The following is a 22,325-nucleotide window of genomic DNA, read 5'->3' on the forward strand; positions in this document are numbered from 1 at the left end:
CCAGCACATCACGTACGACAGGAGGACCATGAAGCCCGCCCCGTTCCGGTACCACCGGGCGCCCGACGTCGAAGGAGCCGTCCGGCTGCTCGCCGAGCTCGGCGACGACGCGAAGGTCATCGCCGGCGGCCAGAGTCTCGTCGCGATGATGAACTTCCGGCTGGCCCGCCCGCGCCATCTCGTCGACATCGGCGGCCTGAGCGAGCTCGACCGGATACACCGGGCGGCCGACGGCGGTCTGCGCGTCGGGGCGCTCACCACGCATCACACGGTGGAGACCGACCGGGCGGGGACGCTGGGGGCGGGCTTCGAGGTCCTGCGGGACGCCATGAGCTGGATCGGGCATCTGCCGATCCGCACGCGGGGCACGGCCGGTGGCAGCATCGCGCACGCGGACGCCACCGCCGAATGGTGCCTGCTCGCGGTGGTCCTGGACGCCGAGCTGGTGGCACGCGGGCCACGCGGCGAGCGCCGGATCCCGGCCGCGGACTTCTTCCTCGGCCACTACACGACCGCGCTCGACCCGGACGAACTCCTCGTCGAGATCGGCTTCCCGCGTCCCGCTCCGCACGCGGCACTCACCGAATTCGCCGAACGGCGCGGTGACTTCGCGATCGTGGCGGCGGCCGTCGACCTCGACGTCGATGAAGGTGCCGTACGCGGTGGCCGGGTGGCACTCGGCGGAGTGGGGGCCGCGGTCGTACGGGTGCCGGAGGCGGAGGCCGTACTGGCACGCGGCGGCTCCTTCGGCGAGTGCGCGTCCGCCGCCGCGGCAGCGGTCGAGCCCCCCGCCGACGCGTCCGCCGGCACGCACTACCGCAAGGAACTCGTCCGGACACTGGTCCGGCGCGCCTGTGAGGAGGCGATGGCCCGATGAGCCGACGGAAACTGGTGGGCAGGTCGGTCGCGCGCTGCGAGGATCCACGGCTGCTGTCGGGGCGGGGCCGGTTCGTCGACGACATCGCGCTGCCCGGCATGCTGCACGCCCAGTTCGTCCGCAGCACCGTCGCCCACGGCGAGATCACCTCCGTCGATCTCTCGGCCGTACGCAAAGTCCCCGGCGTCGTGGCCGCGTTCACGGCGGACGACCTGGAACTGGGCGACATCACCGCCCAACTCGGGCGCCCCCTCTCCGAGTTCGTCCCCACCGCCATGCCCGTCCTCGCCCGCGACAAGGTCCGCTACGTCGGAGAGCCGCTGGCCGTCGTCGTGGCCCGCGACGCCTACGCCGCCGAGGACGGACTGGAGGCGGCCCGCGTCACGTACACGACCCTGCCACCGGTCACCTCCGAGGAGACCGCGCTGGCACCCGGCGCCCCGCTCGTCCACGCCGAAGCCGCCCGCAACACCCTCGTCGACGTCTCCCTCTTCGCGACGGACGGCATCGACGAGATCTTCGCGAACGCGCCCTGCGTCGTCCACGTCGAGACCAGGACCGGCCGGCAGAACGCGCTGCCGCTGGAGACCCGTGGCGCCGTCGCGCACTGGGACGACCGCGAGGAACAGCTCGTCCTGCACACCTGCACCCAGATCCCGCACCAGGTCAGGACGGTGGCCGCCCGCAGCCTGCGGCTCGACGAGCGCGCGGTGCGGGTCGTCGTGCCCGACATGGGCGGCGGCTTCGGCCAGAAGTGCGTCGTGGGCCGCGAGGAGATCGCGGCCGCCGCGGCCGCACTGCGCCTGCGCCGCCCCGTGAAGTGGATCGAGGACCGCAAGGACGCCCTCTCCGCGTCCTTCCTCGCCCGCGAACAGCACTACAAGGTCCGCGCCGCCTTCGACGGCGACGGCCGGATCCTCGGCCTAGACGCCGACGTCGTCTGCGACATGGGCGCCTACTCCTGCTACCCCTTCACCGCCGGCATCGAGCCCCTGATGGCCTCCGCCGAGATGCCCGGCGTCTACAAGGTGCCCGCGTACCGGGTGCGGGGCCGTGCCATCACCACCAACAAGGCTCCCACCGGGCCCTACCGGGGAGTGAGCCGCCCGCAGTACGTGATGGTCGTCGAGCGGATCTTCGAACGGGCCGCGCGCGAACTCGGCCTGGACGCCGTCGAGATCCGCCGCCGCAACCTCATCACCGACTTCCCGTACACGGGAGTCAACAACATCACCTACGACCCCGGCTCCTACCTGGAGTCGCTCAACCTCTGCGAGCGACTCGTCAAGGACGAGGGCTGGTACGGGAGACAGGCGGCGGCGACGGCCGAGGGGCGGCACATCGGCATCGGCTACGCCTGCTTCAGCGAGCGCACCGGATACGGCTCCACCGCCTTCGCGCAGCGCAAGATGCAGGTTGTGCCGGGATTCGACATCTCCGAGGTACGGATGGACACCAGCGGCGCGGTGACCGTCACCACCGGCACGATGAGCCACGGCCAGAGCCACGAGACCACGATGGCGCAGATCGTCGCCGACGAACTCGGCCTCGACATGGCCAAGGTGAGACTCCACCAGGGCGACACCGACCGCATCACCTACGGCTTCGGGACCTTCGCCAGCCGCTCCGTCACCATCGGCGGCAGCGCCGTACGCCTCGCCGCGGCCAGACTCGGCGACAAACTGCGCGCCATCGCGGCCGCCCGCTGGGACATCGACCCCGGCGACGTACAGCTGACCGACGGCGCCGCCCGGCGCGGGGACGGTGCCTCCGACAGCCTCACCTACGAGGAACTCGCCGACATCGCCTACCTCCGGGCGCACCTGCTGCCCAAGGACATCGAACCGGGTCTGACGGCGGCCGCCACCTTCGACGTCTTCAACGACGGCACCTTCTCCAACGCCACCCACGGAGTCGTCGTCGAACTCCACCGGGGCACCGGGCAGGTGGAGATCCTGCGGTACGTGTGCGTGGAGGACTGCGGCGTCGCCATCAACCCCCAGGTCGTCGAGGGCCAGTGCCGCGGCGGCATCGCCCAGGGCATCGCGGGCGCCCTGTTCGAGCAGGTGACGTACGACGAACAGGGCGAACCTTCGGCGACCAGCTTCATGGACTACAAGGTGCCCACCGCCCACGAGATCCCCGACGTGCTGATCCACCACCTGGAGACGCCCTCCGCGTTCACCGAGACCGGCGCGAAGGGCGCCGGCGAGGGCGGCACCATCGGGGCCCCCGCCGCCGTACTCAACGCCGTCAACGACGCCCTGCGCGCGACCGGCGTCGAACTCGACAACACACCCGTCACCCCGGAGACCGTGTTCCGCGCCCTGCACCTGGAGGCCACCTCATGACCGAGGAAACCGCCCTGGAAGAGCGGGAGTTGCAGCTCCTCGTGCTCGACGTCAACGGCGAGCAGCACGAGGTGATCACCGAGCCGCGCCGCACCCTCGTCGACGTGCTCCGGCACGAACTGCGGCTCACCGGTACACATGTCGGCTGCGAGCACGGCATCTGCGGCGCCTGCACCGTGCTGGTCGACGACCGGCCCGTACGCGCCTGTCTGATGTTCGCGGCGCAGGCCGAGGGCGCCCGGATCCGCACCGTCGAGTCCCTCGCCGACGTCGCCGAGGGTGACGGACTCGGCGACCTTCAGCGGGCGTTCGGCGAGCACCACGGGTTGCAGTGCGGGTTCTGCACGCCCGGATTCCTGATGCTCGCCGAGGGGTTCCTCGCCGAACGGCCGGAGGCGACCAAGGACGAGATCCGCGAGGTCGTCGCCGCCAACCTCTGCCGGTGCACCGGCTACCAGACCATCGTCGAGGCGATCGACGGGTGTGCGAAGGACCGGCGCCGGGCCTGCGCGAACCTCTGTGACAGCAAGGAGAAATGACCCATGCGGCTGACCAACACGGTTGTGGTCAAGGCCTCGCCGGACGAGGTCTTCGCCCTGGTGAACGACGTCGAGAGGGTCGCCTCCTGTATGCCGGGCGCCGCGCTCGACGGGCAGGACGGCGACGTCTGGCAGGGCAGGGTGAAGATCAGGGTCGGACCGATCAGTGCCGCCTACGCGGGCACGGTCCGGTTCCTTGAGGTCGACACCGAGCGACGGCGGCTGCGGGTGCACGCCCGCGGAGCCGACACCCACGGCAGCGGAGACGCCGAGGCCGAGGTCGCGCTGGACGTGGTGGCGGCACCCGAGGGCGCGCTGCTCCAGCTCTCCACGGACCTGGTGATCCGCGGGAAGATCGCGCAGTTCGGCAAGGGCGCGATCGCCGCCGTGTCCGATCGGATCCTCCAGCAGTTCGCCCGGAATCTGGGCAGCCTGCTGGACGCGGACCGGCGGGCCGGGGGAGCGGCTGCCGTCCCACACACGGGTGCCCAATCCGCGGACGTGGGCACCAACTCCCCGCGCACGGGCACCAACTCCCCGCGCACGGGCGCCACATCCGCGGGCGAGGGCGCCACCTTCACCCCCGCCTCGCGGCCCGCCCTCGCGCGGGACGCGGAACTCGACGGCCTGGCCCTGCTGGCCGGCCCCGCGGCAGCCAAGTACGCCCTCGTCGCGGGAGCCTTCGCGTTCGGCCTCCTCGAAGGCTGGCTGCTGGGCCGCCTCAGCGCCCAGGCGCGCGAACTACGCGCCCTGCGGAGGTCGTCATGAGCACCTCGCGATACGGACACGAGACGGAGCGCACCTACGCGCGTGCCGGCTTCGGCGCCCCGGTGCGGCGTGGCAGCCGCCCCGCGATCGTCGTCGTGGACCTGACGCGCGGCTTCACCGAGGACGGTTTTCCCTCGGGCGCGGACCTGACCGAAGTCGTCGGCGCCACAGGCGAGTTGATCGACGCGGCCCGCCCCGCCGGAGTGCCGGTCGTGTTCACCGCGATCGCATACACGCAGGCCGAGGCGGCGGGTGACGCCGTCGTCTGGCTGCACAAGGCGCCGGGCATGCGGGCCCTGGTCGAAGGCGGCCAGGAGGTGGAGATCGATCCCCGGCTGCCGCGCGAACCACAGGACCACCTGATCGTGAAGAAGGGCGCCTCCGCCTTCTTCGGGACCTCGCTCGCCGCCCTGCTGACGGGTTTTGGCCGCGACACCGTGCTGGTCTGCGGGGCGACGACGAGTGGCTGCGTGCGCGCGACGGCCGTCGACGCCGTGCAGTCCGGGTTCTCGGTGCTCGTTCCGCGCGAATGCGTCGGCGACCGGGCCTCCGGCCCGCACGAGGCGAACCTCTTCGACATCCAGGCCAAGTACGGCGACGTACTCGACCTCAAGGACGCCGTCTCCTACCTCGACGGCCTGCCGAGGAGCGCCCGGTGACCCCGCCGCCGGAGGACCCCGTGACGCCCGACCCGCCCGTCCGCCACCTGTCACAGTCCGCGCTCGCCGATCTGGCCGACGTGCCCGCCACGAGCCGCTGGGTGCGCTCGGCCGGCGCCCGTCTGCACGTCCTCGACTACGGCGGACCGGGCGTCCCCCTCGTGGTGCTGCCCGGCATCACGAGTCCGGCGATCACGATGGACTTCGTGGCGCGCGAACTGACCGACCTGGTCAGGCCGTTGGTCGTCGACGTCAGGGGGCGAGGGCTGTCCGACGCGGGCGGTGCGTACAGCCTCGAGGAGTACGCGGAGGACACCGAAGCCGTCATCACCGGGCTCGGACTCGACCGGCCCCTGCTCCTCGGACACTCCATGGGCGCGCGTATCGCGGCGGTGACCGCAGTCCGGGGCGAGGTCGCCCTGCGCGGCACAGCACTGGGCGACCCACCGATGAGCGGACCGGGGCGCGGACCCTACCCCACTACGCTGGACACGTTCCTCGGCCAGCTCGCGCAAGCGGTCCGCGGCACCGACGCCGACGAGGTCGCCCGGGCGTGGCCGCGCTGGCCGCGCGCGGAGCAGGAGCTGCGGGCACGCTGGCTGGCCAGCTGTGCGCAGGACGCCGTCGTGGCCACCCACCGTGGGTTCGAGACCGAGGACTTCTTCGAGTGGTGGCCCTCGGTTCCCGGTCCCACGGCGCTGTTGTACGGCGCGGACAGTCCCGTCGTCACCGCCGAGGGCGCGCGGGAGGCGGCCCGGCTGCATCCCTCGGCGGTGTGCCGCGAGATCCCCGACGCCGGGCACATGCTGTTCTGGGACAACCCTGCCGTCGCCCTCGCCGCGCTGAGGGAGGTACTGCGCCCGATGCTGACCTGACGATCGCCCGCCGCCCGCCGCCCGCCGCCCGCCGCCCGCCGCCCGCCGCCCGCCACCCGCCGCTGGCGGTCCGCGTTCCGGACCGTCCCGTTCCGGGGTGCCGAACCGATCAAGAGCCGTGCTTAAGTGGCTCCATGGCTGACGAAACCGCTACCCCGACCTCCACTCCGCCCCGGCCTCCCGTCGCCCTGACGGCCGCGCCCGGCTACCAGGTACGGCGCCTCTACCAGGCCTACCTGGCGATCTGGATCCGCGCGGTGGACCCGACACTCACGGGCCCGCAGTTCGCGGTACTCCAGACCGTGGAGGCGGCACCGGGCCACGACCAGAGGTCGCTGGCGTCGGCGGTGGCGCTGGACACGTCGACGATGGCGGACGTCGCCCGACGGCTGGAGACCCGGGGCCTGATCGTACGCAGGACGGCCGCCGACGACGGCCGCCGCAAGCTGCTCTACCTGACCGAGGAGGGCGAGCGGACCCTCCGCGACGCGAACACCCGGGCGCGCCTGCTCGACCAACGGCTCCTGGAGCCGTTCGGCGAGGAGCGGCGCGAGGAGATCACACATCTGCTCACCTCCCTCGCCGACCACTGGGAGGGACTGACCGAGAACCCGTAGCCGCTCACCGAGGCATGCCGCGGGTTCCGGGTCGCCACCGACCGTACGGAAACCGGATCCCCGGAGGATGCCATGACCGACCACCACATCGGCCTGATCGTGCCCAGCTCGAACCTGACCATGGAGACGGAGCTCCCCCGCATGCTCCGGGAGCGCGAGTCCGTACTCCCCGACGACCGGTTCGTCTTCCACAGCAGCCGGATGCGTATGCGGCACGTCACCCCCGAAGAGCTGCGCGCCATGAACGCGCAGACCGGGCGCGCGGCCCTGGAACTCGCCGACGCCCGCCCGGACGTGGTGGCCACCGCCTGCCTGGTGGCGATCATGGCGCAGGGGCCGGGCCACCACTGCACCGCGGAGGACGAGATCACCGCGGTGCTGCGGGAGCAGGGGGCGCGGGCGCCCGTGATCTCCAGCGCCGGAGCGCTGCTCGACGGCATACGTGCCCTGGGAGCGCGGCGGGTCGCGATCATCACTCCGTACATGAAGCCGCTGACCCGGGTGGTCGCCGACTACATCGAGGACGCGGGTACCGAGGTGGTGGACGCGCTGAGCCTGGAGGTGCCGGACAACCTCGCGGTGGCCCGCCTGGACCCCGCCGACCTGCGCGAGCACTGGCGGCGCCTCGACCTCTCCCGGGCCGACGCCCTCGTCCTGTCCGCGTGTGTGCAGATGCCGTCGCTGTCCTCGATCCAGCCGGTGGAGGACGCGGCCGGCCTGCCGGTGCTGTCCGCGGCCACCGCCACGGCGTACCGCATCCTCGCCGCACTGGGCCTGCCCACCCTGGTGCCGGGCGCCGGTCGCCTCCTGAACGGCCGCGTCCCCAGCCCGGCCACGGCCTGACCGCAGCGCCCGGGACCGTGCGGAGATCCGCGCGGAGAACCCTTGACGGAGAGCCTCCACCGGGAGATAGTCAGCGTCCGGACTAATTCTCCGGCGGCCGACGCACCCCGTCCCACCCCGGCCTCGGGGACACCCCCTGACGAGGCCTCCCATGGCACCCCCCGAGGGGCCGGCGCAACCCTCCGAGGGCCCGCACCCCCCGAGGGACCGCAACCCTCCGAGGGGCCCGGCGCCGAGCGCACAGCTCCGGCCGCGGCGCATTCCACAAAACCCTCCCGCAGGGACTTACTGCGGGTCCCTGGGCGACGACGTCTGCCGCGTGCCCACCTCATCAGCGGTGCCACCACCGAAGGGAACAGACCATGACCGACATCTCGCCACCCGTCGCGTCACCACCCGTTGTCTCAGCGGTCGAACAGAACGGCGTGAACCCCGTCCCGGACGCGGAACGCCACGGCACGCCGGGCGGCCTGTTCCCCGTCTGGTTCTCGTGGAACGTGTCGATCCTCGGGGTCAGCCTGGGCGTCTACGTGTTCGGGGTCGGCCTGAGCGCCTGGCAGGCCATCCTGGCCGGGATCCTGGGATACGTACTGTCCTCGACGCTGGTCGGCATCCTCGCCGTCGGCGGTCCTCGGACAGGGCTGCCCACCCTCACCCAGACACGGGCCGCCTTCGGTTTCCACGGCAACAAGTTCCCCACCTTCTTCGCCTATCTGTCCAACGTCGGCTGGAAGGTCACGCTCATCACGCTGGCGTCGACCTCGGGGGCCAACCTCCTCGCCCGGCTGTGGCCGGGTCCCTTCGCCGACGGACAGGGTGAGGCGACCGTTCCGGCGATCGTGCTCTGGTACGTCGCCGTGCTCGTCGTCTCCGTGACGGTCGCGGTCTACGGCCATCAGATGATCCTCAGGGTGGAGAAGTGGATCGCCTGGCTCACCGGGGTGATGACGGTGGTGTTCATCGGCATGGTCGTACCCCATATCGAGTGGGACCGGATCGGCGGCCAGGCCAACGGCTCACTGGCCACCTTCGTCGGTGGGGTCATCCTCGCCATGACGATGGTCGGACTCGGATTCCTGCACTACGGCGGTGACTTCGCCCGCTACCTCCCGCGCACCACCAAGGCGGGCGGCGTGATCGCCTGGACCACCTTCGGCATCGTGCTTCCGGTCGCCGTCCTGCTCGTCCTCGGTGTGCTGCTGGCCGCGGGCGACTCCGGCCTCGGCACCGCCGCCGCGAACGACCCCATCGGCGCGCTCACGGACCTGCTGCCGCTGTGGTTCTTCATCCCGTTCACGATCGTCATCGTGATCTCGCTGGTGGCCGCGGCGATCACGGGCCTGTACTCCTCGGGGCTCGCCCTCCTCGCGCTCGGCGTGCCCGTCTCCCGGGCCGGGACCACGGTCATCAACATGGTCATCATCTCCGCCGGCGCCTTCTACCTGCTTTTCCTGTCCGACTCCTTCCTCGCCACCTTCCAGGCCTTCCTGGCCCTGATCGCGGTGGTCATGGGCACCATGGGCGGCATCCAGCTCCTCGACTTCATCCGCCAGCGGCGCCTGGGCTGGAACGTCGACCTCGCCAAGCGCGCGGGGGAGGGCGGCCGCAGCGGCCGCTGGACGGCGCTGGTCTCACTCGGTGTCGCCACCGTGATCGGTCTGGGCCTGGTCACCTCGTCCGACCCGAACCTCGCCAAGGTGGTCGGGTTCCTGCTGTCCGACTCGGCGAAGAAGGGCGTCATCGGCAGCACCAACATGGGTGTCCTGATCGCCATGGTGGTCGGCGCCGCCATCTACGCGTTCCTCACCTTCGTGCTGAAGATCGACCCGAAGGGCACCTACGCCGTGGAGCGCGAACCCGAGCCCGCGAAGGTCTCCTCATGACCTTCGAAAGCCCCGACCAGTGGCACGCGCCCGCCACCTACTGGTTCTGGCACAGGATCCCGGCGGCCGACGAGATCCGGGAGCAGCTGGACACCCTTGCCGCGGCCGGTTTCCGGTCCTTCCAGATCCAGACCCGGCTGTCGTTCCCGATCGAGGACTATCTCGGACCCCGGTATCTCGCCGCGTGCCGGCTCGCCGCCGACGAGGCGGCGGCGCGTGGACTGATGGTGGGCATCTACGACGAGTACAACTGGCTCTCCGGGCACGCGGGCGGACGTACCGTCGACGGACGCGACGAACTGCGCGAACGGCACATGTTCTGCACCACCGGGGAGCCCGTCGGAGAGTACGCCGAGACAGCCGTCGACGGGATCCGCGCCAAGGACGTGGATCATCTGCTGGAGCCCGGAAAGAACTGGGTGTTCGCCGGCGGAGTCCCGCGCTGGGACGAGTGGGAGATCGTCGCGGCGCTCGCCCACCCCGCGGGGGACATCGATTCCGCGGACTCCATCACGGACGTCACGGAACACGCCGAGCTCATCGAGTCCGGTGCGTCCGGATGCCGTGTGCGCGTCCCCACCGGGGCACTGGCCGGCCATTCCGCAGTCACCGTGTTCGTCGCGGCGCGGTGCGCGTCGAGCCGCATGATCAACTACCTGCTTCCCGAGGCCGCTGAGCGTTTTCTCGAAGTCGGCTACGAGCCCTACGCGGAGGCCTTCGGCGCACACCTGGGAACCACCGTCAGCCATGTCTTCTTCGACCAGCCGCACGGGTGCTTCTTCGACTGGCGACAGCGCCGCACCCATGTCGACTCGTCACTGATGTACGCGCCCACCGTCGTGCCGGACGACCGTCGGGTCCTGCTGTCCCTGGCGCGTGAGGTGGGCCCGCTGACGGCGGCCTGGCGGTGCGAGTTCTTCGAGCGTTACTCGGCCGTCGGCATCGACGCGTTCTTCGGGACCCTGTCGAAGTGGTGCACCGAGCACGGCGTCGCCCTGTCCGGCCACGAGGTCCTGGGGTACGTCTCCTCCTGGAATCCCGCCGACACGATCATCACCGAGGACCCCCGCACCAACTTCGGCACCGACTACTTCGGTCTGGACCGCTGGCGCGACCTCACGGCCGTCGACGCCCGCAACGAACACCCGCAGATCAGCGCCAAGTTCGGCGACTCGGTGGCCCGGTCCAACGGCCGCAGCGGCTGCCTGGTCGAGCAGTACTTCGCCCGCACGGAGACCGGATCCCACTTCGCGGCCGGCCGCTGGGAACTCACCCTGGGAGAGCTGCGGGACCAGACGATCCGTCACCATCTGCTGGGCGCACGGCAGTTGCTGATGCACGCCTTCTGGCTCACCGACGGCCACGAGGGCGACGAGCTGTTCACCAATCCCCGCTTCGACTTCGCCCCCGGCGTGAACTTCGAACCGTGGTTCACCCATCACCGGGCGTTCGCCGAGGAGTCGGGCAGGCTGTCGGAGTTCCTCGACGCAACCCGCCCCCTGGACGAGATCGCCGTGCTGTATCCGCTGCGGACGAGCTGGGCCGAAGGCCCCACCCATCCCTACGGTGAGCACACGGCGTTCTGGGCCGAGTACCTGGCCCGTGCCGGACACGACTTTCATCTGGTCGACGAACGCGACCTGCGCGCGGGCCGGCTGACAGGCCGGTACCGGACCCTGGTCCTGCCCGGGGTCTCCGTCATCCAGGACGACAAGTCCCTCGACGCGCTCGCGGAGTTCCAGGACGGCGGGGGAGTCCTGCTCGCTTCGGGCCCGGTCCCGCAGGCGACCCGGAGCCGGGGCGCCGACGGCCGGGTGAGCCGCCGTACAGCAGAACTGCTCAGCGGGCCACGGGCCCGGCACTGGCCGGACATCCCGTCGGCCGCAGCCGTCGCACCCCATCTGGACCGCTCGCTCGCCGGTCATCCGACGATCGACTTCGAGGGCGCGGTGTGGTCACGCCGGGCGCTCGACGCGGACGGGACGCGGATCGCCCTGTTCAACGACGACGACTGCGAGCGGTCCGTCCACATCAGGCCCGCCCAACTCCCGGCCAGGGCCACGCGGTGGCGGCCGGAGTCCGGCGTGGTCGAGGCACCGTTCGACACCAACGGCTCACTGCGCCTGAGCCTGGCCCCCGGCGAACTGGCCTGCTGGCACCTGACCCACGGCCCGCGCACGGTGCCGGCCCCCCTCATCCTGGACAGCGGATGGACGCTCACCCTCGGCGCCGCCGAGCACGCGATCGACGTCGACCGCGGCTGGGAACAGCAGGGATGGGCCGCGTACTCGGGCGTCGGCGAGTACCGGAACACCTTCCACGTCAGTGCGGCCGACCTCTCCTGGCCCGACTGGGAACTCGTCCTGCCCGTTGTGCACACAAGCGCCGAGGCCGAGATCAACGGACAGACCGTCGGTCGCTGGGGATGGGCTCCCTTCCGCTGCGACCTCCCCTCGTCCGCGCTGCGTTCAGGACCCAACGAACTGCGCATCCGCGTGGCGTCCACGGCCGCCAACCACTACTACTCCGGCACCCGCCACCAGCCCGGACCGGCCGACCCGAGCGGACTCGCAGCCGCCCCCCGACTGCGACCGCGTATGTCCGGGCGCTCGTACGACGCGGAGCGAGGTGCGGAAACCGTCTAGCACCGGCCCTGTCGAGGCGTGGGTCAGCCCTCTCTCCGGGCGGGCAGCGCCGTCGTCATCACCCCCACATTCCCGGTGTGCCACCGGGCAGAAGCACTTTGGTACGGACCATTGATGTGCCGTAGAGCCCCGTGCGACAGTGAGCGCGTTTGATCACCCCCCACGCTAGGAAGGCTCCCATGCGCCTACGTCGATCTGCCCTCATCACCCTTGCCGCGGCGGCGAGTCTGTGTCTCGCCTTGACGCCGGTCTCGGCCGTCGCGCAGGACCGGCCGGCCGGTACCTCCACCGGGACCGACACCGCCGTCAACACCAAGTCACGCGCTCAGCTCGACGACTACTGGACCCCGGAGCGGATCCGCCGGGCCAGGCCGATGCCCGCGCCCGCGGCCGGTTCCGAGGTGCGGTCCTCCGCGAGTGCCGCCGCCGAGGCCGTCGGCAATCCCGTGCACATCCCCGCGACAAGACCCGCCGCGCGCGGGGGAGTCGAGGCCCAGGCCAGCGTGTGGGGGACCGTGGGACGCCTGTTCTTCACGATCCCCGGCAAGGGCGACTACATCTGCTCTGGCAACGTTGTCACAAGCAACAACGGTTCGGTGCTGGCCACAGCCCGCCACTGCGGCTTCGGCGAAGGCGGCACCAACTACCGCTTCGCCCCCAACTACAGCCAGGGCAACGCCCCCTACGGCTGGTGGGGTTGGCGCAGCGCGGGCTGGGTCACCGGAGGCGGTCAGGAGAACGACAGCGCCTTCCTCGTCCTGAACACCGCGAACGGCCGGCGTGTGCAGGACGTCGTGGGCTCCACCGGCCTGGGCTTCAACTGGTCCAGCAACTACGCGCACATCATCGGTCTGCCGGCCGACAAGGACTATGCCGTGTGGTGCGAGGGGCAGGGTTACGCCGGACCCGACGGGCAGCGCCTGATGAACAACTGCAACGGCCTCTCCGGTGGTGCCAGCGGCGGCGGCTGGATCGAGAACTACCAGGCCGACGGCTCCGCCATCCAGACCGGCGCGTACTCCGGCAGCTACGGATCGGCCGCTGCCGCCTCGTCGTACGGCAACTCCTCGTACGACGTGTGGAACGGGGCCCAGAACAGCTGACCTTGTGCCCACCCGGCTGAGATTCCCGAGCCGTGGACGCCGTGGACGCCGTGGACGCCGTGGCCACGGGGCCTGACGACCGTCGCGGGCGGATCGCCGGTCGATCAGTGGATCGACGATCGACCAGCGATCCGCCCGCGGACCGCCGGTCGGGTGCGAGGCCTACGGCAGCACCGCGAACCGTCCACCTCGATGAGCCACTCGGGCATGCCGAGCGTCTCCACACCGAGGAACGTGCTCGCGGACACCGGCCACGTGCCGTCGAAAGCCCGCTGACCCGCGGCGAAGACGGGACCGACGAGGGTGCCGTCGGGAGTGAGGGCGGTGGGAGCCTGCTCGCCATCGATGTCTCAGGAAACTCTTATGTGATTCCCATGGCGAAACCCACCCGGTGTCACAGTATGGTCAAGGCTTCAACGGAGGACGGGGATTCCGGACGCGGGGGAGGGCGAGGAGGCAGGGAAATGGTCTTGGGCGGTACGGAAATACGCCGGGTGGCGCGTGGAGTGAGACGGCGCATTCGCGCACTCGCCGAACCCCCGGTACCGCAGTCCGCCTCCCGGCTCGTGCCGGAACCGGTGTTCGTCCTCTCCTCCGTGCGCTCAGGCTCCACTCTGCTGCGCGTCATCCTCAACAGCCACCCACGGATTCGCGCGCCCCACGAAATGCATCTGCGCACCCTTTCGGTCGACCTCAACAAGGCGTACACGAAAAAGGCGATGGCCGAACTCGACCTGGACCAGCGTGAGCTGGAGTACCTACTCTGGGACCGCATCCTCCATCGCGAACTGGTCCGCAGCGGCAAGCAGGTCATCGTGGACAAGACCCCCGGCAACGCGGCCGTCTGGGAGCGGCTGCAAGAAGGCTGGCCGAAGGCCCGGTACATCTTCCTGCTGCGCCACCCCGCGTCGATGGTGAGCTCACTGATCAACAACCGCCCCGACCGCGAACTGGGCGCCACCGTGCGGGAGGTGCGCGCGTACGTCGAAGCCGTCGAAGCGGCCCGCACCGGCCTGCCCGGCCTCACGGTCCGCTACGAGGATCTGACCGAGCGGCCCGCGGACATCACCCGGGAGATCTGCGCGCACCTCGGCCTGCCCTGGACGGCGAAGATGCTCGACTACCGCAGGGGCGACCACGGCCCGTTCGTGCCGTTCATCGGTGACTGGAGCGAGAACATCAAGTCCGGGAAGATCCAGAAGGCGCGGCCCCTGCCGGAGGCGGACGACGTTCCCGAGGCGCTGCGCGACATCACTCGAGCCTGGGGATATCCGTGTTGAGTGACCCGACCGGCGCCAAGCGCCGATGTACGTGTCCGGGGGCGACGGTCTGGGTGACCGGGCCCTCGGTGGCCGACCGGCGGGCAGCCGCCTACGCGCTCGCCGAACGACTGCGAGCCGACCAGCGCCGCGTCGCGGTGCTCGACCGCCCCGGCGGTCTCGACCCGGACGTCGAACGAACCGGCCTGATGGCCGAGGTACTGGCCCGCAACGGCATCGTGGCCATCGCTCCCTGCGCCCCGGAGAGCCCGCCCGCCGTGTGCGCCCGCCACAAGGCCAGTGGCACCCGGTACGTCGAGGTGTGCGTGACGGGCCACGACCGCCCGACGGACGTGGCCGCCGAGGCCCACGCGCTGCTGGGCCGACATTCCTGAGGCAATTCCTTCCGGCCGCACCGCCGACGGGCCAAGTTCCCCTACTGCAAAGGGTGTTCGACGAATAACGCGGTGTTGCGGCGCGTGGTATTTTCCTGGTCGACTGAGCGGAAGTCCTTCGGTGAACCGAAGGGAACTGGCGGAACTGGCGGAACTGGCCCGAGCGTCTGTGTGAGGGGTCCCGGGAACGGGACCGCACGATGCGGGCAACAAGCCGTTCTGCCACCGGGGGAGATCAGGATGAGCAACCCGACGTACTTTTTCGATCCCGTCGTGCCCGAGCCGGTGCCCGAGGTACCCAGGGTGCAGGACCCGTGGGCCGTCGCCATCGGCAACGCCTCGCTGCTGGGCGTCGGTTACCTGATGGTGCGCAAGCGCGCCCTCGCCGTCGTCTCCGTGGCCGTCACCGTCGTACTGGTCTCGCTTCTCGTCTCGTCGGCGAACGGGGCCTACCAGATCGCCGTTCTCGCATGGTGGGCCCTTGTCGTCGCCCACGGCTGGTTCCTCGCCCACCGGAGCGTCCACCGGGGTTCGTCACGCGGCATGCGCGTGGTCGCCGTCGCGGTCACCCTGCCCGTGCTGCTCGCCGTCGGGCTGCTCCGCCTCGACGCCTCCGACATAGGGCAACAGGTCACCGAGGCCCGCGAGAAGGGCGACTGCGCCGAGGTGACGGACGCCCAGGACGGTGTGTGGTTCGGCAACCGCGCCGCCAACGCGCCGCTGGCCGCCCGCGGCGACGACTCCGTGGCGGCCTGCGACCGGCTGAGTACCGCCAGGAGTGATCTGACCACCGCACTCACCGGTGACACCGAGTCCCTCTCGGACGGCTTCGACACCCTCGAGTCGGTCCTCGCCGAACCCGGCAACGACAAGACCGTCGAGACGACACTGAACAGCTTCCTCGGCCGTCTGGAGACCAGGAACCCCTGCGGCACGGTCGCCGTCACCGACTGGCTCCGCGACCGCGAGCCCACCGACAACGTCCTCGACCGGTCCGTCGCCTCCGCCGAGCGGGTCGCGCCGGGCGCGCTCGCCGGATGCGGCAAGGCCCTCATGGAGGACAGCAACTGGGAGCAGGCCCGCTCGCAGTACGCACGGCTGCTCGACCTCTACCCCGACGACCGGCTCGCGGACCAGGCCCGCGGCGGCGTACGGAAGGCCACGCAGAACATCGAGCTGGCCAACGTACGCACCCTGCTCGCCCCGAGCACCTCCGGTGCGCCCGAGTACTGCTCCAAGCCCGCGAAGTACAGCGGCGCCAAGGCCCGCGGCAAGGGCACCAACCGCGCGATGTTCTTCGCCGGGGGCAGCTACGCCACCGACTACTCGGAGCAGCTCCCCGGATCCTGGAAGGCCTCCGACGCCGCCGACGCGGTACTGGTGGTGTGCATGGGCGAGGACACCTTCGGCACGTCCGTGGAGACCTGCCCGTACGAGGGCCGCACGTCCGGTTCCACGGTGAACGTGACCTTCCACAAGATCGAGATTCCGGTGAAGGTCTACGAACTCAGGACCGGCAAGCTCGTGTCGAACCGCAAGCTCCAGGTCGGCGGCGAGAGCTGCCCGGCGATCCTCACCTACTACACGTCCTCCGAATCCGACACGGGCCCGCCGCGCGACCGGTACGTGGACGAGTCCGGCTCCGACGTGAAGGCCGCCTTCCGGTCCCTGATCGTCCGTTGACCGTCCGGCGGGCGACCGCCCACCGTACGGTGAGCGCAGGCCGTCGGCCGGCCGCGCGGGCTCCGCGCCGGCCGGCCGGCCGGCCTTCTGACGGGGTCTGGTAGGCAGGGGGCCGTCGGACGCACGGCAGTGTCCGGCGGCCGATCGAGGGGCGCTGCCGGAGAAGGGGACGTGGGTGGCACGGGAGGAACGCGTCATCGCCGGGCGGTACCGGCTGCGCAAGCGGCTGGGCTCCGGCGGTGGCGGAGCCGTCTGGCTCGCCGAGGACGAGGCACTGCGGGTCCAGGTCGCCGTCAAGGAGATCGACGTACCGCGGGAGGAGCCCGAAGCGACGGGTGACGACCGGGCGGGGCGGGGCCGCAGAGAGGCCCTCAAGGCCGCGCAGTTGCGCGAGCATCCGAACGTCATCACGGTGTACGACGTCGTCGAGGACGACGGCCGGCCGTGGATCGTGATGGAGTACCTGCCGGGCACCCGGGACCTGCGCGCCGCGGTCAAGGAGCGCGGACCGCTGGCCGGCGACGAGGTCGCGAGGATAGGAGCGGCCGCGCTCGACGCGCTCCGGGCCGGACACGGGCTCGGCATCATCCACCGGGACGTGAAACCGTCCAACATCCTGCTGGCGCCGGACCATTCGGGCGCCGCCGACCGCCGGGTCCTGCTCACCGACTACGGCATCTCGCTGTGGCCCCGCGAGACCCGGGTCACCCAGAGCGGCATGGTCGTGGGCACGCCGGGCTACCTCGCGCCGGAGCGGCTGTCCGGCGGCGAGGCGACCCGCGCGACCGACCTCTTCTCGCTCGGAGTCACCCTCTACTTCGCCGTCGAGGGTGTCTCGCCGTTCGAGCGCGACACCCTCGACGCGTCCCTCCTGGCCGCGCTGAACACCGAACCCGACCCGCCGAAGCGGGCGGACGAGCGGCTCTCCCGCGTGATCATGGGGCTGCTGGCGAAGAAGCCGGCGGACCGGATCCCTCCCGAGGAGGCGCGCGAACTGCTCGCCGCAGCCGCCGAACCCGCGACCGTTCCCGGGCAGCCCTCCACCGTCCCGGGTGCCCCCGCGCGCACCCCGGGCAGTGGCCGCCGGGCGCCGAACCGGCGTACGGCCGCGCTGCTCGCGGCGGCCGCCGTACTGGTCGGCGGTGGCGGATTCGCGCTGGGCGCCACGACTTCCGGCGATGAGGAGACCACGGCCTCCAAGCCGAAAGCCGTCGCGGCTCCCTCCCCGACCGTGACCCGTGGAATCCATCCGTACGGCAGCACGGTGGGCCTGCGCGAGGGACTCGACGCGGGCCAGTGCGTCGACGCCGACTGGAAGGGCGGCGAGTTCAGGGGGCAGCCCGCCCTCAAGACCGTCGACTGCTACGAGGACGACCCCGAGGGCCAGGTCGTCGCGACGGTCCCGGCCGACGGCCCCGTACCGGCATCCGACCAGCAGGCCGTACGGAACGACTGCACCCGGCGCACCGCCGAACTGCGCGGCACCATGGCCGATCCGGTGCTGTACGTCCTCACCCCCGCACCCGGCCAGAGCGAGCCGCCCGCCTCCGCCTGTCTGCTCTTCCTGAAGAAGGCCACCCTCGGCGGTCCGCTCGGCGACTTCCGCAAGTACGGCGACGAGGTGTACGTCACGACGACCGGCCCGGGCGACTGCGTGGACGTGGAGGAGGACGAGGACGGCGACTTCACCGAGACCCTGGTGAGCTGTACCGGGCCGCACGACGAGCAGATGATCGGCTGGCTCTGGGCCTCGGGCGACGGATCGGCGGACAGCGTCGAGACCGGCACGCTCTGCGAGGAGAAGTACGGCGTCAACTGGGCCCGGGGCGAGGGCCACGAGATGTGGGGCTGGCGCTCCTCCGACGAGGAGTGGGACGGCGGATTCCGCCACGTCCTGTGCAGCGTGGCCAGGGAGGACGGCAAGAAGCTGCCCGGGGGAGCGCTGAAGCCGGCGTACTGACCGTCGGGTGGGGCCTGCGGCGTGCGTGTGGCGGCTCAGCGCACGCCGGCCTGCCGTGCCAGGGCGGTCGCGGCCCGGACGCCGTCCGTGAAGGGTTCGCCGTGGCCGGGGAGCAGGACGTCCGCCGTCAGCTCGTCGAGACGGTCGAGCGCGGCCAGCGCGGCACGGCTGTCATGGGTGAACGCCCGGCACACGAGGGTCGGCCCGGTTCGGCCGGACAGTCCGTCGCCGGTGACCAGGGCGTCGCCGGTGAAGAGCAGACCCCGCTCGGGGAACAGATAGCCGGTGCTGCCGGGTGTGTGCCCGGGCAGCGTGACGGCCCGCGGGGCCCCGGGCACCTCGTCCAGCCGCCGGTCGGTGTCAAAGACCCGCGCCTCCGTCGTGCCGGACGCAAAGACCCGCGCCTCCGTCGTGCCGGACGCGGTGAAGGCGCCCGAGCGGGCCATGTGAAGCAGGACCGCCAGCCCCGAAGGCCTGCGCAGGAGGTACGGGACCATCGAGCGCTCGGGCTTGGCGTGGCGCGTGGCGCTGCGCGGGCCGTCACGAAGGACGGCGGCGTCCCTCTCATGGATCCAGATGTCGGCGCCTGCCCGCCCGAGGGGGCCCGTGAGACCCGTGTGGTCCGGGTGGCCGTGGGTCAGCAGCACGGCCCGGATGTCGCCCTCGGCCCGGCCGAGGCCGGCCAGCGCCTCCTTCAACTGCCCGGTGAAGGCCCTGTGGGACCTCACGCTGGCCGGCGACGCCGAACCCGTGGCCATGGCCGACCGCCCCCAGCTGCGGGAGGTCTGGGAGACGGCCGACCCGTCCGCCAAGATCCGTCTCTACGCCGCCTTCGTCCGCGGGGTCCATGAACGGGTCGCCGCGTTGTTCGCCCTGCTGAGCCAGGCCGGACCCGACGTGGGAGAGGTGCTGGACGTCGCCGAGCGGGAGCGGGTGACCGGCGTGACCGCCTTCGTCACCCATCTGTCCGAGGCGGGCGCCCTGCGGCCGGGGGCGGACCCGGCCCACCTCGCGGACGCCGTGTGGGCCGTCACCGGCCCGGATCTGTTCACCCGGCTCACGGCCGGGCGCGGCTGGTCGGCGGACGCCTATGAGGAGTGGCTGGCGGACATGTTCGCGGCGACACTGCTGGGCGGTCCCGGTCGCTAGGCGGGTGTGGCTGGATCACGCCACAGTGACGTGAGCTGCCACGATTCATAAATGTGAACCTTGCGCACATGGGTGTACGGGATGGCAAAGGACGTGCCAAACTCGATCAACGTTCCTGTGGCTTCGTCCAATTGGAGGACACGCATGAGAATTTCCCGGCGCACGGTACTCTCCGCGGCGGCCGCCGCGACGGCAGTGAGCGCCACTCCCGCGGTGGCCGCGGGAGCCGACGGTGACCGGGTACCGGAGTCGGCCGCGGACACCCTGCGCTCGGCCGCCGACTACGCGGTGCAGAAGCTGCGGGCCGTCGCGCCGGGAGTCACCGCGTTCCCCGTCGGGACACGCTTCGAGAAGTGGACCTACTCCCAGGGCGGCGACTGGGTCGGCGGTTTCTGGCCGGGGACGCTCTGGATGGCGTACCTCTACAGCAAGGACGAGACCTTCCGGACGCTGGCGCTGGACTCCGCCCGCAAGCTGGCGCCCCGCCAGAACGACACCACCACCCACGACCTGGGTTTCCTCTTCTACCCCTCGTGGGTCACCGCCTGGCGCCTGACGGGCGACGACACGTTCCGCACGGGCGCGGTGCGCGCGTCGGACACCCTGATCCGGCGCTACAACCCGCGCGGCCGATTCATCCGGGCGTGGGGCGGACTGGAGGACCCGAACAACGCGGGCCGCGTCATCATCGACACGATGATGAACCTCGACCTGCTGGCGTTCGCGACCGAGCAGACCGGCGACCCGAAGTACCTCGACATCGCCGTGGAGCACGCGAAGACGACACAGCGGGTCTTCCTCCGCCCGGACGGATCCACCCCCCACGTCTACGACTTCGACGCGGCCAGCGGAGCCCGGATCGGCCCGAACACCGTCCAGGGCTACAGCCCCACCTCCTGCTGGGCACGCGGCCAGGCCTGGGGCCTGTACGGCTTCACCACGATCTACCGCCGCACCGGCGACCAGCAGTTCCTCACCACGGCCCGCAGACTCGCCGACTACGCGGTGAAGGCCCTGACCCCGGACCACGTACCGGTGTGGGACTACCGCGCCCCGCAGCACCCCCACGACATCAAGGACGCGTCCGCCGGCGCCATCATGGCCTGCGGTCTGCTCGACCTGTCCGAGGCGACCGGCAGGAGCGAGTACCGCCGGGTGGCCATCCGGATCCTCACCGCGATCGCGGAGAACTGCCTGACCAGGAAGTCGACGCGCGCCGACGCGGTGGTCGCCCGCTGCACCCGCAACCGCCCCGCCGAGGACGGCATCGAGGTCTCCCTGCCGTACGCCGACTACTACCTCCTCGAAGGCATCCTGCGGCTGCTTCAGCCGCGGGACGTCGACCGGGCCATCGACCTCTCGACGCACTGACCCGGCACAGCGACCCACCCGTCGGCGAGGCCCTTCCGGGGGCCGCACTGGCGGGACCGGCCCGCCCGCGCGCACCCCGGCCGGGTCAGGTCTTCGCGCCGAAGTCCTGCGTCCAGTACGTCCCGTAGTGCGTTCCGGACCTCTTCACATAGCCGACGCCGATGTGCTTCAGCGAGCAGTTGAGGATGTTCGCACGGTGCCCCGGCGACTCCATCCACGCGCCGACCACGTCGGCGGGGGTGCGCTGGCCGACGGCCACGTTCTCGGCGAGCGCGCTCCAGCCCTTGTAGCCCGCCGCCTCGATCCGCTCGGTCAGGGTGCTGCCGTTGGAGCCGACATGGCCCATGTAGTCGTTCCTGGCCATGTCCGCCGAGTGGCGTTCCGCGGCCCTGTGCAGCGCCGAGCGGATCTTCAGCGCCGGGCAACCAGCCCTCTTCCGCTCGCCGTTGGTCAGGTTGACCACGGTCCTCTGTATCGACGCGGCCCTGGAGGCGCCGGGCGCGGCGGGCGCCGAGGCCGGTGCCGCCCCCGGTGCCGCTGACGCGGTCGTGGTCGTGGTCAGCAGCGTGGTCGATACGACGGCGCCGACGAGCGCCGACGCCAGGAATCGGGACACCGACATGTTTCTCTCCCATCAGGAACTTCCGTGCCGGAGTCGTCGCTCCCCGGGAGGGGCCGCGGCCAAACGGCGTACTGCCTGGTGGGCAGCCTGATGGGTGAACCGGGTGCGGGGGCGTACGGGATCAGCGCGACTGGAGCGCGTCCAGCGCCACCGCGTGCGCCAGCAGGAGCCGGCGGTCGTAGCGGTCGTCCTCGATCCGCAGGACGTAGTGGTCACGGAAGCGGGTCTTCTTGTCGAACGAGCCCACGTTCCGGCCGTCGGGGTCGACGAAGTCGAAGTGGTACTTCCAGATGAAGGGCAGATCGCCGATCCACGGCAGGACTTCCCACACCCGCCGGAACAGGGCCAGCGCGAAGTTGCGCTCCTGGACCGTGAGGGCCGGCAGGCCCGGCTGGTCGACCTTCCACGTCGAGCGCAGCAGCGACTTGCCGAACTTCTTGCCGAAGACGCCGATGGACTGGCCGTCCCCGGTGACGTCGTAGGCGCTGGCGAGGTCGACGATCTTGCGGGCCTTGAAGGCCGCGAAGACGGACTTGCGGGAGTCGTCGGTGTAGAGGGTGACCTCTTCCTTGAACTTCATCCGCTTCTGCTCGACGAAGGCGACCGTCTGCCCGGGTTCACCGCTGCCGGTGTCCGCGAAGACCTCGTAGCGGTTGACCATCATGGTCACCTTCTGATGGATGTGGAACTGCCGCTGGGCCTGTATTCCGCCGACGTCCATGGTTT

The 22,325-nt window shown here is 71.1% G+C and carries 20 protein-coding genes; 17 read left to right on the plus strand and 3 right to left on the minus strand.

The window, feature by feature from the left end; genetic code table 11:
- Positions 1-28: 28 nt before the first annotated feature.
- The 15 genes from ACIQAC_RS32325 to ACIQAC_RS32395 all read left to right on the plus strand — a co-directional run bounded on the left by ACIQAC_RS32325 (position 29) and on the right by ACIQAC_RS32395 (position 18,457).
- On the plus strand, positions 29-877 hold the full coding sequence (locus tag ACIQAC_RS32325; protein WP_402197345.1) for an FAD binding domain-containing protein: 849 nt from the start codon (positions 29-31) through the stop codon (positions 875-877).
- Positions 874-3,228: a xanthine dehydrogenase family protein molybdopterin-binding subunit gene (locus tag ACIQAC_RS32330; RefSeq protein ID WP_402197348.1), complete on the plus strand. Its 2,355-nt coding sequence runs from the start codon at positions 874-876 to the stop codon at positions 3,226-3,228. The genes ACIQAC_RS32325 and ACIQAC_RS32330 overlap by 4 nt, the downstream gene beginning before the upstream one ends.
- The gene (locus ACIQAC_RS32335; RefSeq protein WP_402197350.1) at positions 3,225-3,767 is read left to right on the plus strand and encodes a (2Fe-2S)-binding protein; all 543 of its coding nucleotides are present in this window, start codon (positions 3,225-3,227) and stop codon (positions 3,765-3,767) included. Before ACIQAC_RS32330 ends, ACIQAC_RS32335 begins: the two co-directional genes overlap by 4 nt.
- Before the next feature lie 3 nt (positions 3,768-3,770).
- Positions 3,771-4,535 (plus strand): SRPBCC family protein, encoded by a 765-nt coding sequence (locus ACIQAC_RS32340; RefSeq protein ID WP_402197353.1) that lies wholly within the window; start codon positions 3,771-3,773, stop codon positions 4,533-4,535.
- A complete protein-coding gene (locus ACIQAC_RS32345) occupies positions 4,532-5,194 on the plus strand; it encodes an isochorismatase family protein (RefSeq protein ID WP_402197355.1) in 663 nt (220 codons plus the stop codon). The genes ACIQAC_RS32340 and ACIQAC_RS32345 overlap by 4 nt, the downstream gene beginning before the upstream one ends.
- The gene (locus ACIQAC_RS32350; protein ID WP_402197357.1) at positions 5,191-6,069 is read left to right on the plus strand and encodes an alpha/beta fold hydrolase; all 879 of its coding nucleotides are present in this window, start codon (positions 5,191-5,193) and stop codon (positions 6,067-6,069) included. The genes ACIQAC_RS32345 and ACIQAC_RS32350 overlap by 4 nt, the downstream gene beginning before the upstream one ends.
- Positions 6,070-6,203: 134 nt before the next feature.
- Positions 6,204-6,686, plus strand: a complete 483-nt coding sequence (locus ACIQAC_RS32355) for a MarR family winged helix-turn-helix transcriptional regulator (RefSeq protein WP_402197360.1) — start codon at positions 6,204-6,206, stop codon at positions 6,684-6,686.
- Between the two features lie 72 nt (positions 6,687-6,758).
- Positions 6,759-7,529, plus strand: coding sequence for an aspartate/glutamate racemase family protein (locus ACIQAC_RS32360; RefSeq protein WP_402197362.1), 771 nt, complete (start codon positions 6,759-6,761; stop codon positions 7,527-7,529).
- A 362-nt stretch (positions 7,530-7,891) separates the two neighbouring features.
- Positions 7,892-9,412: a purine-cytosine permease family protein gene (locus ACIQAC_RS32365; RefSeq protein WP_402197364.1), complete on the plus strand. Its 1,521-nt coding sequence runs from the start codon at positions 7,892-7,894 to the stop codon at positions 9,410-9,412.
- Positions 9,409-12,057: a hypothetical protein gene (locus ACIQAC_RS32370; protein WP_402197367.1), complete on the plus strand. Its 2,649-nt coding sequence runs from the start codon at positions 9,409-9,411 to the stop codon at positions 12,055-12,057. The genes ACIQAC_RS32365 and ACIQAC_RS32370 overlap by 4 nt, the downstream gene beginning before the upstream one ends.
- 179 nt (positions 12,058-12,236) lie before the next feature.
- Positions 12,237-13,160 (plus strand): peptidase, encoded by a 924-nt coding sequence (locus ACIQAC_RS32375; RefSeq protein WP_402197369.1) that lies wholly within the window; start codon positions 12,237-12,239, stop codon positions 13,158-13,160.
- Between the two features lie 506 nt (positions 13,161-13,666).
- Entirely contained in the window at positions 13,667-14,440 is a 774-nt protein-coding gene (locus ACIQAC_RS32380) for a sulfotransferase family protein (RefSeq protein ID WP_402197371.1), read from the plus strand.
- Entirely contained in the window at positions 14,437-14,814 is a 378-nt protein-coding gene (locus tag ACIQAC_RS32385) for a hypothetical protein (protein WP_402197373.1), read from the plus strand. The genes ACIQAC_RS32380 and ACIQAC_RS32385 overlap by 4 nt, the downstream gene beginning before the upstream one ends.
- A gap of 240 nt (positions 14,815-15,054) precedes the next feature.
- Positions 15,055-16,497, plus strand: a complete 1,443-nt coding sequence (locus ACIQAC_RS32390; RefSeq protein WP_402197375.1) for a tol-pal system YbgF family protein — start codon at positions 15,055-15,057, stop codon at positions 16,495-16,497.
- 175 nt (positions 16,498-16,672) lie between these two features.
- Positions 16,673-18,457, plus strand: coding sequence for a serine/threonine-protein kinase (locus ACIQAC_RS32395; protein ID WP_402197377.1), 1,785 nt, complete (start codon positions 16,673-16,675; stop codon positions 18,455-18,457).
- 35 nt (positions 18,458-18,492) lie between these two features.
- Here ACIQAC_RS32395 and ACIQAC_RS32400 read toward each other — a convergent pair whose 3' ends face one another.
- Positions 18,493-19,185, minus strand: a complete 693-nt coding sequence (locus ACIQAC_RS32400; RefSeq protein WP_402197379.1) for an MBL fold metallo-hydrolase — start codon at positions 19,183-19,185, stop codon at positions 18,493-18,495.
- Here ACIQAC_RS32400 and ACIQAC_RS32405 point away from each other — a divergent pair.
- Positions 19,163-19,606 (plus strand): hypothetical protein, encoded by a 444-nt coding sequence (locus tag ACIQAC_RS32405; protein WP_402197381.1) that lies wholly within the window; start codon positions 19,163-19,165, stop codon positions 19,604-19,606. The two genes, ACIQAC_RS32400 and ACIQAC_RS32405, sit on opposite strands and share 23 nt — an antisense overlap.
- A 144-nt stretch (positions 19,607-19,750) precedes the next feature.
- Positions 19,751-20,977 (plus strand): glycoside hydrolase family 88 protein, encoded by a 1,227-nt coding sequence (locus ACIQAC_RS32410; RefSeq protein ID WP_402197384.1) that lies wholly within the window; start codon positions 19,751-19,753, stop codon positions 20,975-20,977.
- A gap of 85 nt (positions 20,978-21,062) precedes the next feature.
- Here the strand turns inward: ACIQAC_RS32410 and ACIQAC_RS32415 are convergent, their stop codons facing one another.
- Together ACIQAC_RS32415 and ACIQAC_RS32420 are read right to left on the minus strand one after the other, a co-directional pair.
- Entirely contained in the window at positions 21,063-21,599 is a 537-nt protein-coding gene (locus ACIQAC_RS32415; RefSeq protein ID WP_402197386.1) for a CAP domain-containing protein, read from the minus strand.
- Positions 21,600-21,720: 121 nt separating this feature from the next.
- A complete protein-coding gene (locus ACIQAC_RS32420; RefSeq protein WP_402197389.1) occupies positions 21,721-22,320 on the minus strand; it encodes a hypothetical protein in 600 nt (199 codons plus the stop codon).
- Positions 22,321-22,325: the final 5 nt, after the last annotated feature.

The organism is Streptomyces sp. NPDC088387 (genome assembly GCF_044753385.1).
Lineage (GTDB): Bacteria > Actinomycetota > Actinomycetes > Streptomycetales > Streptomycetaceae > Streptomyces.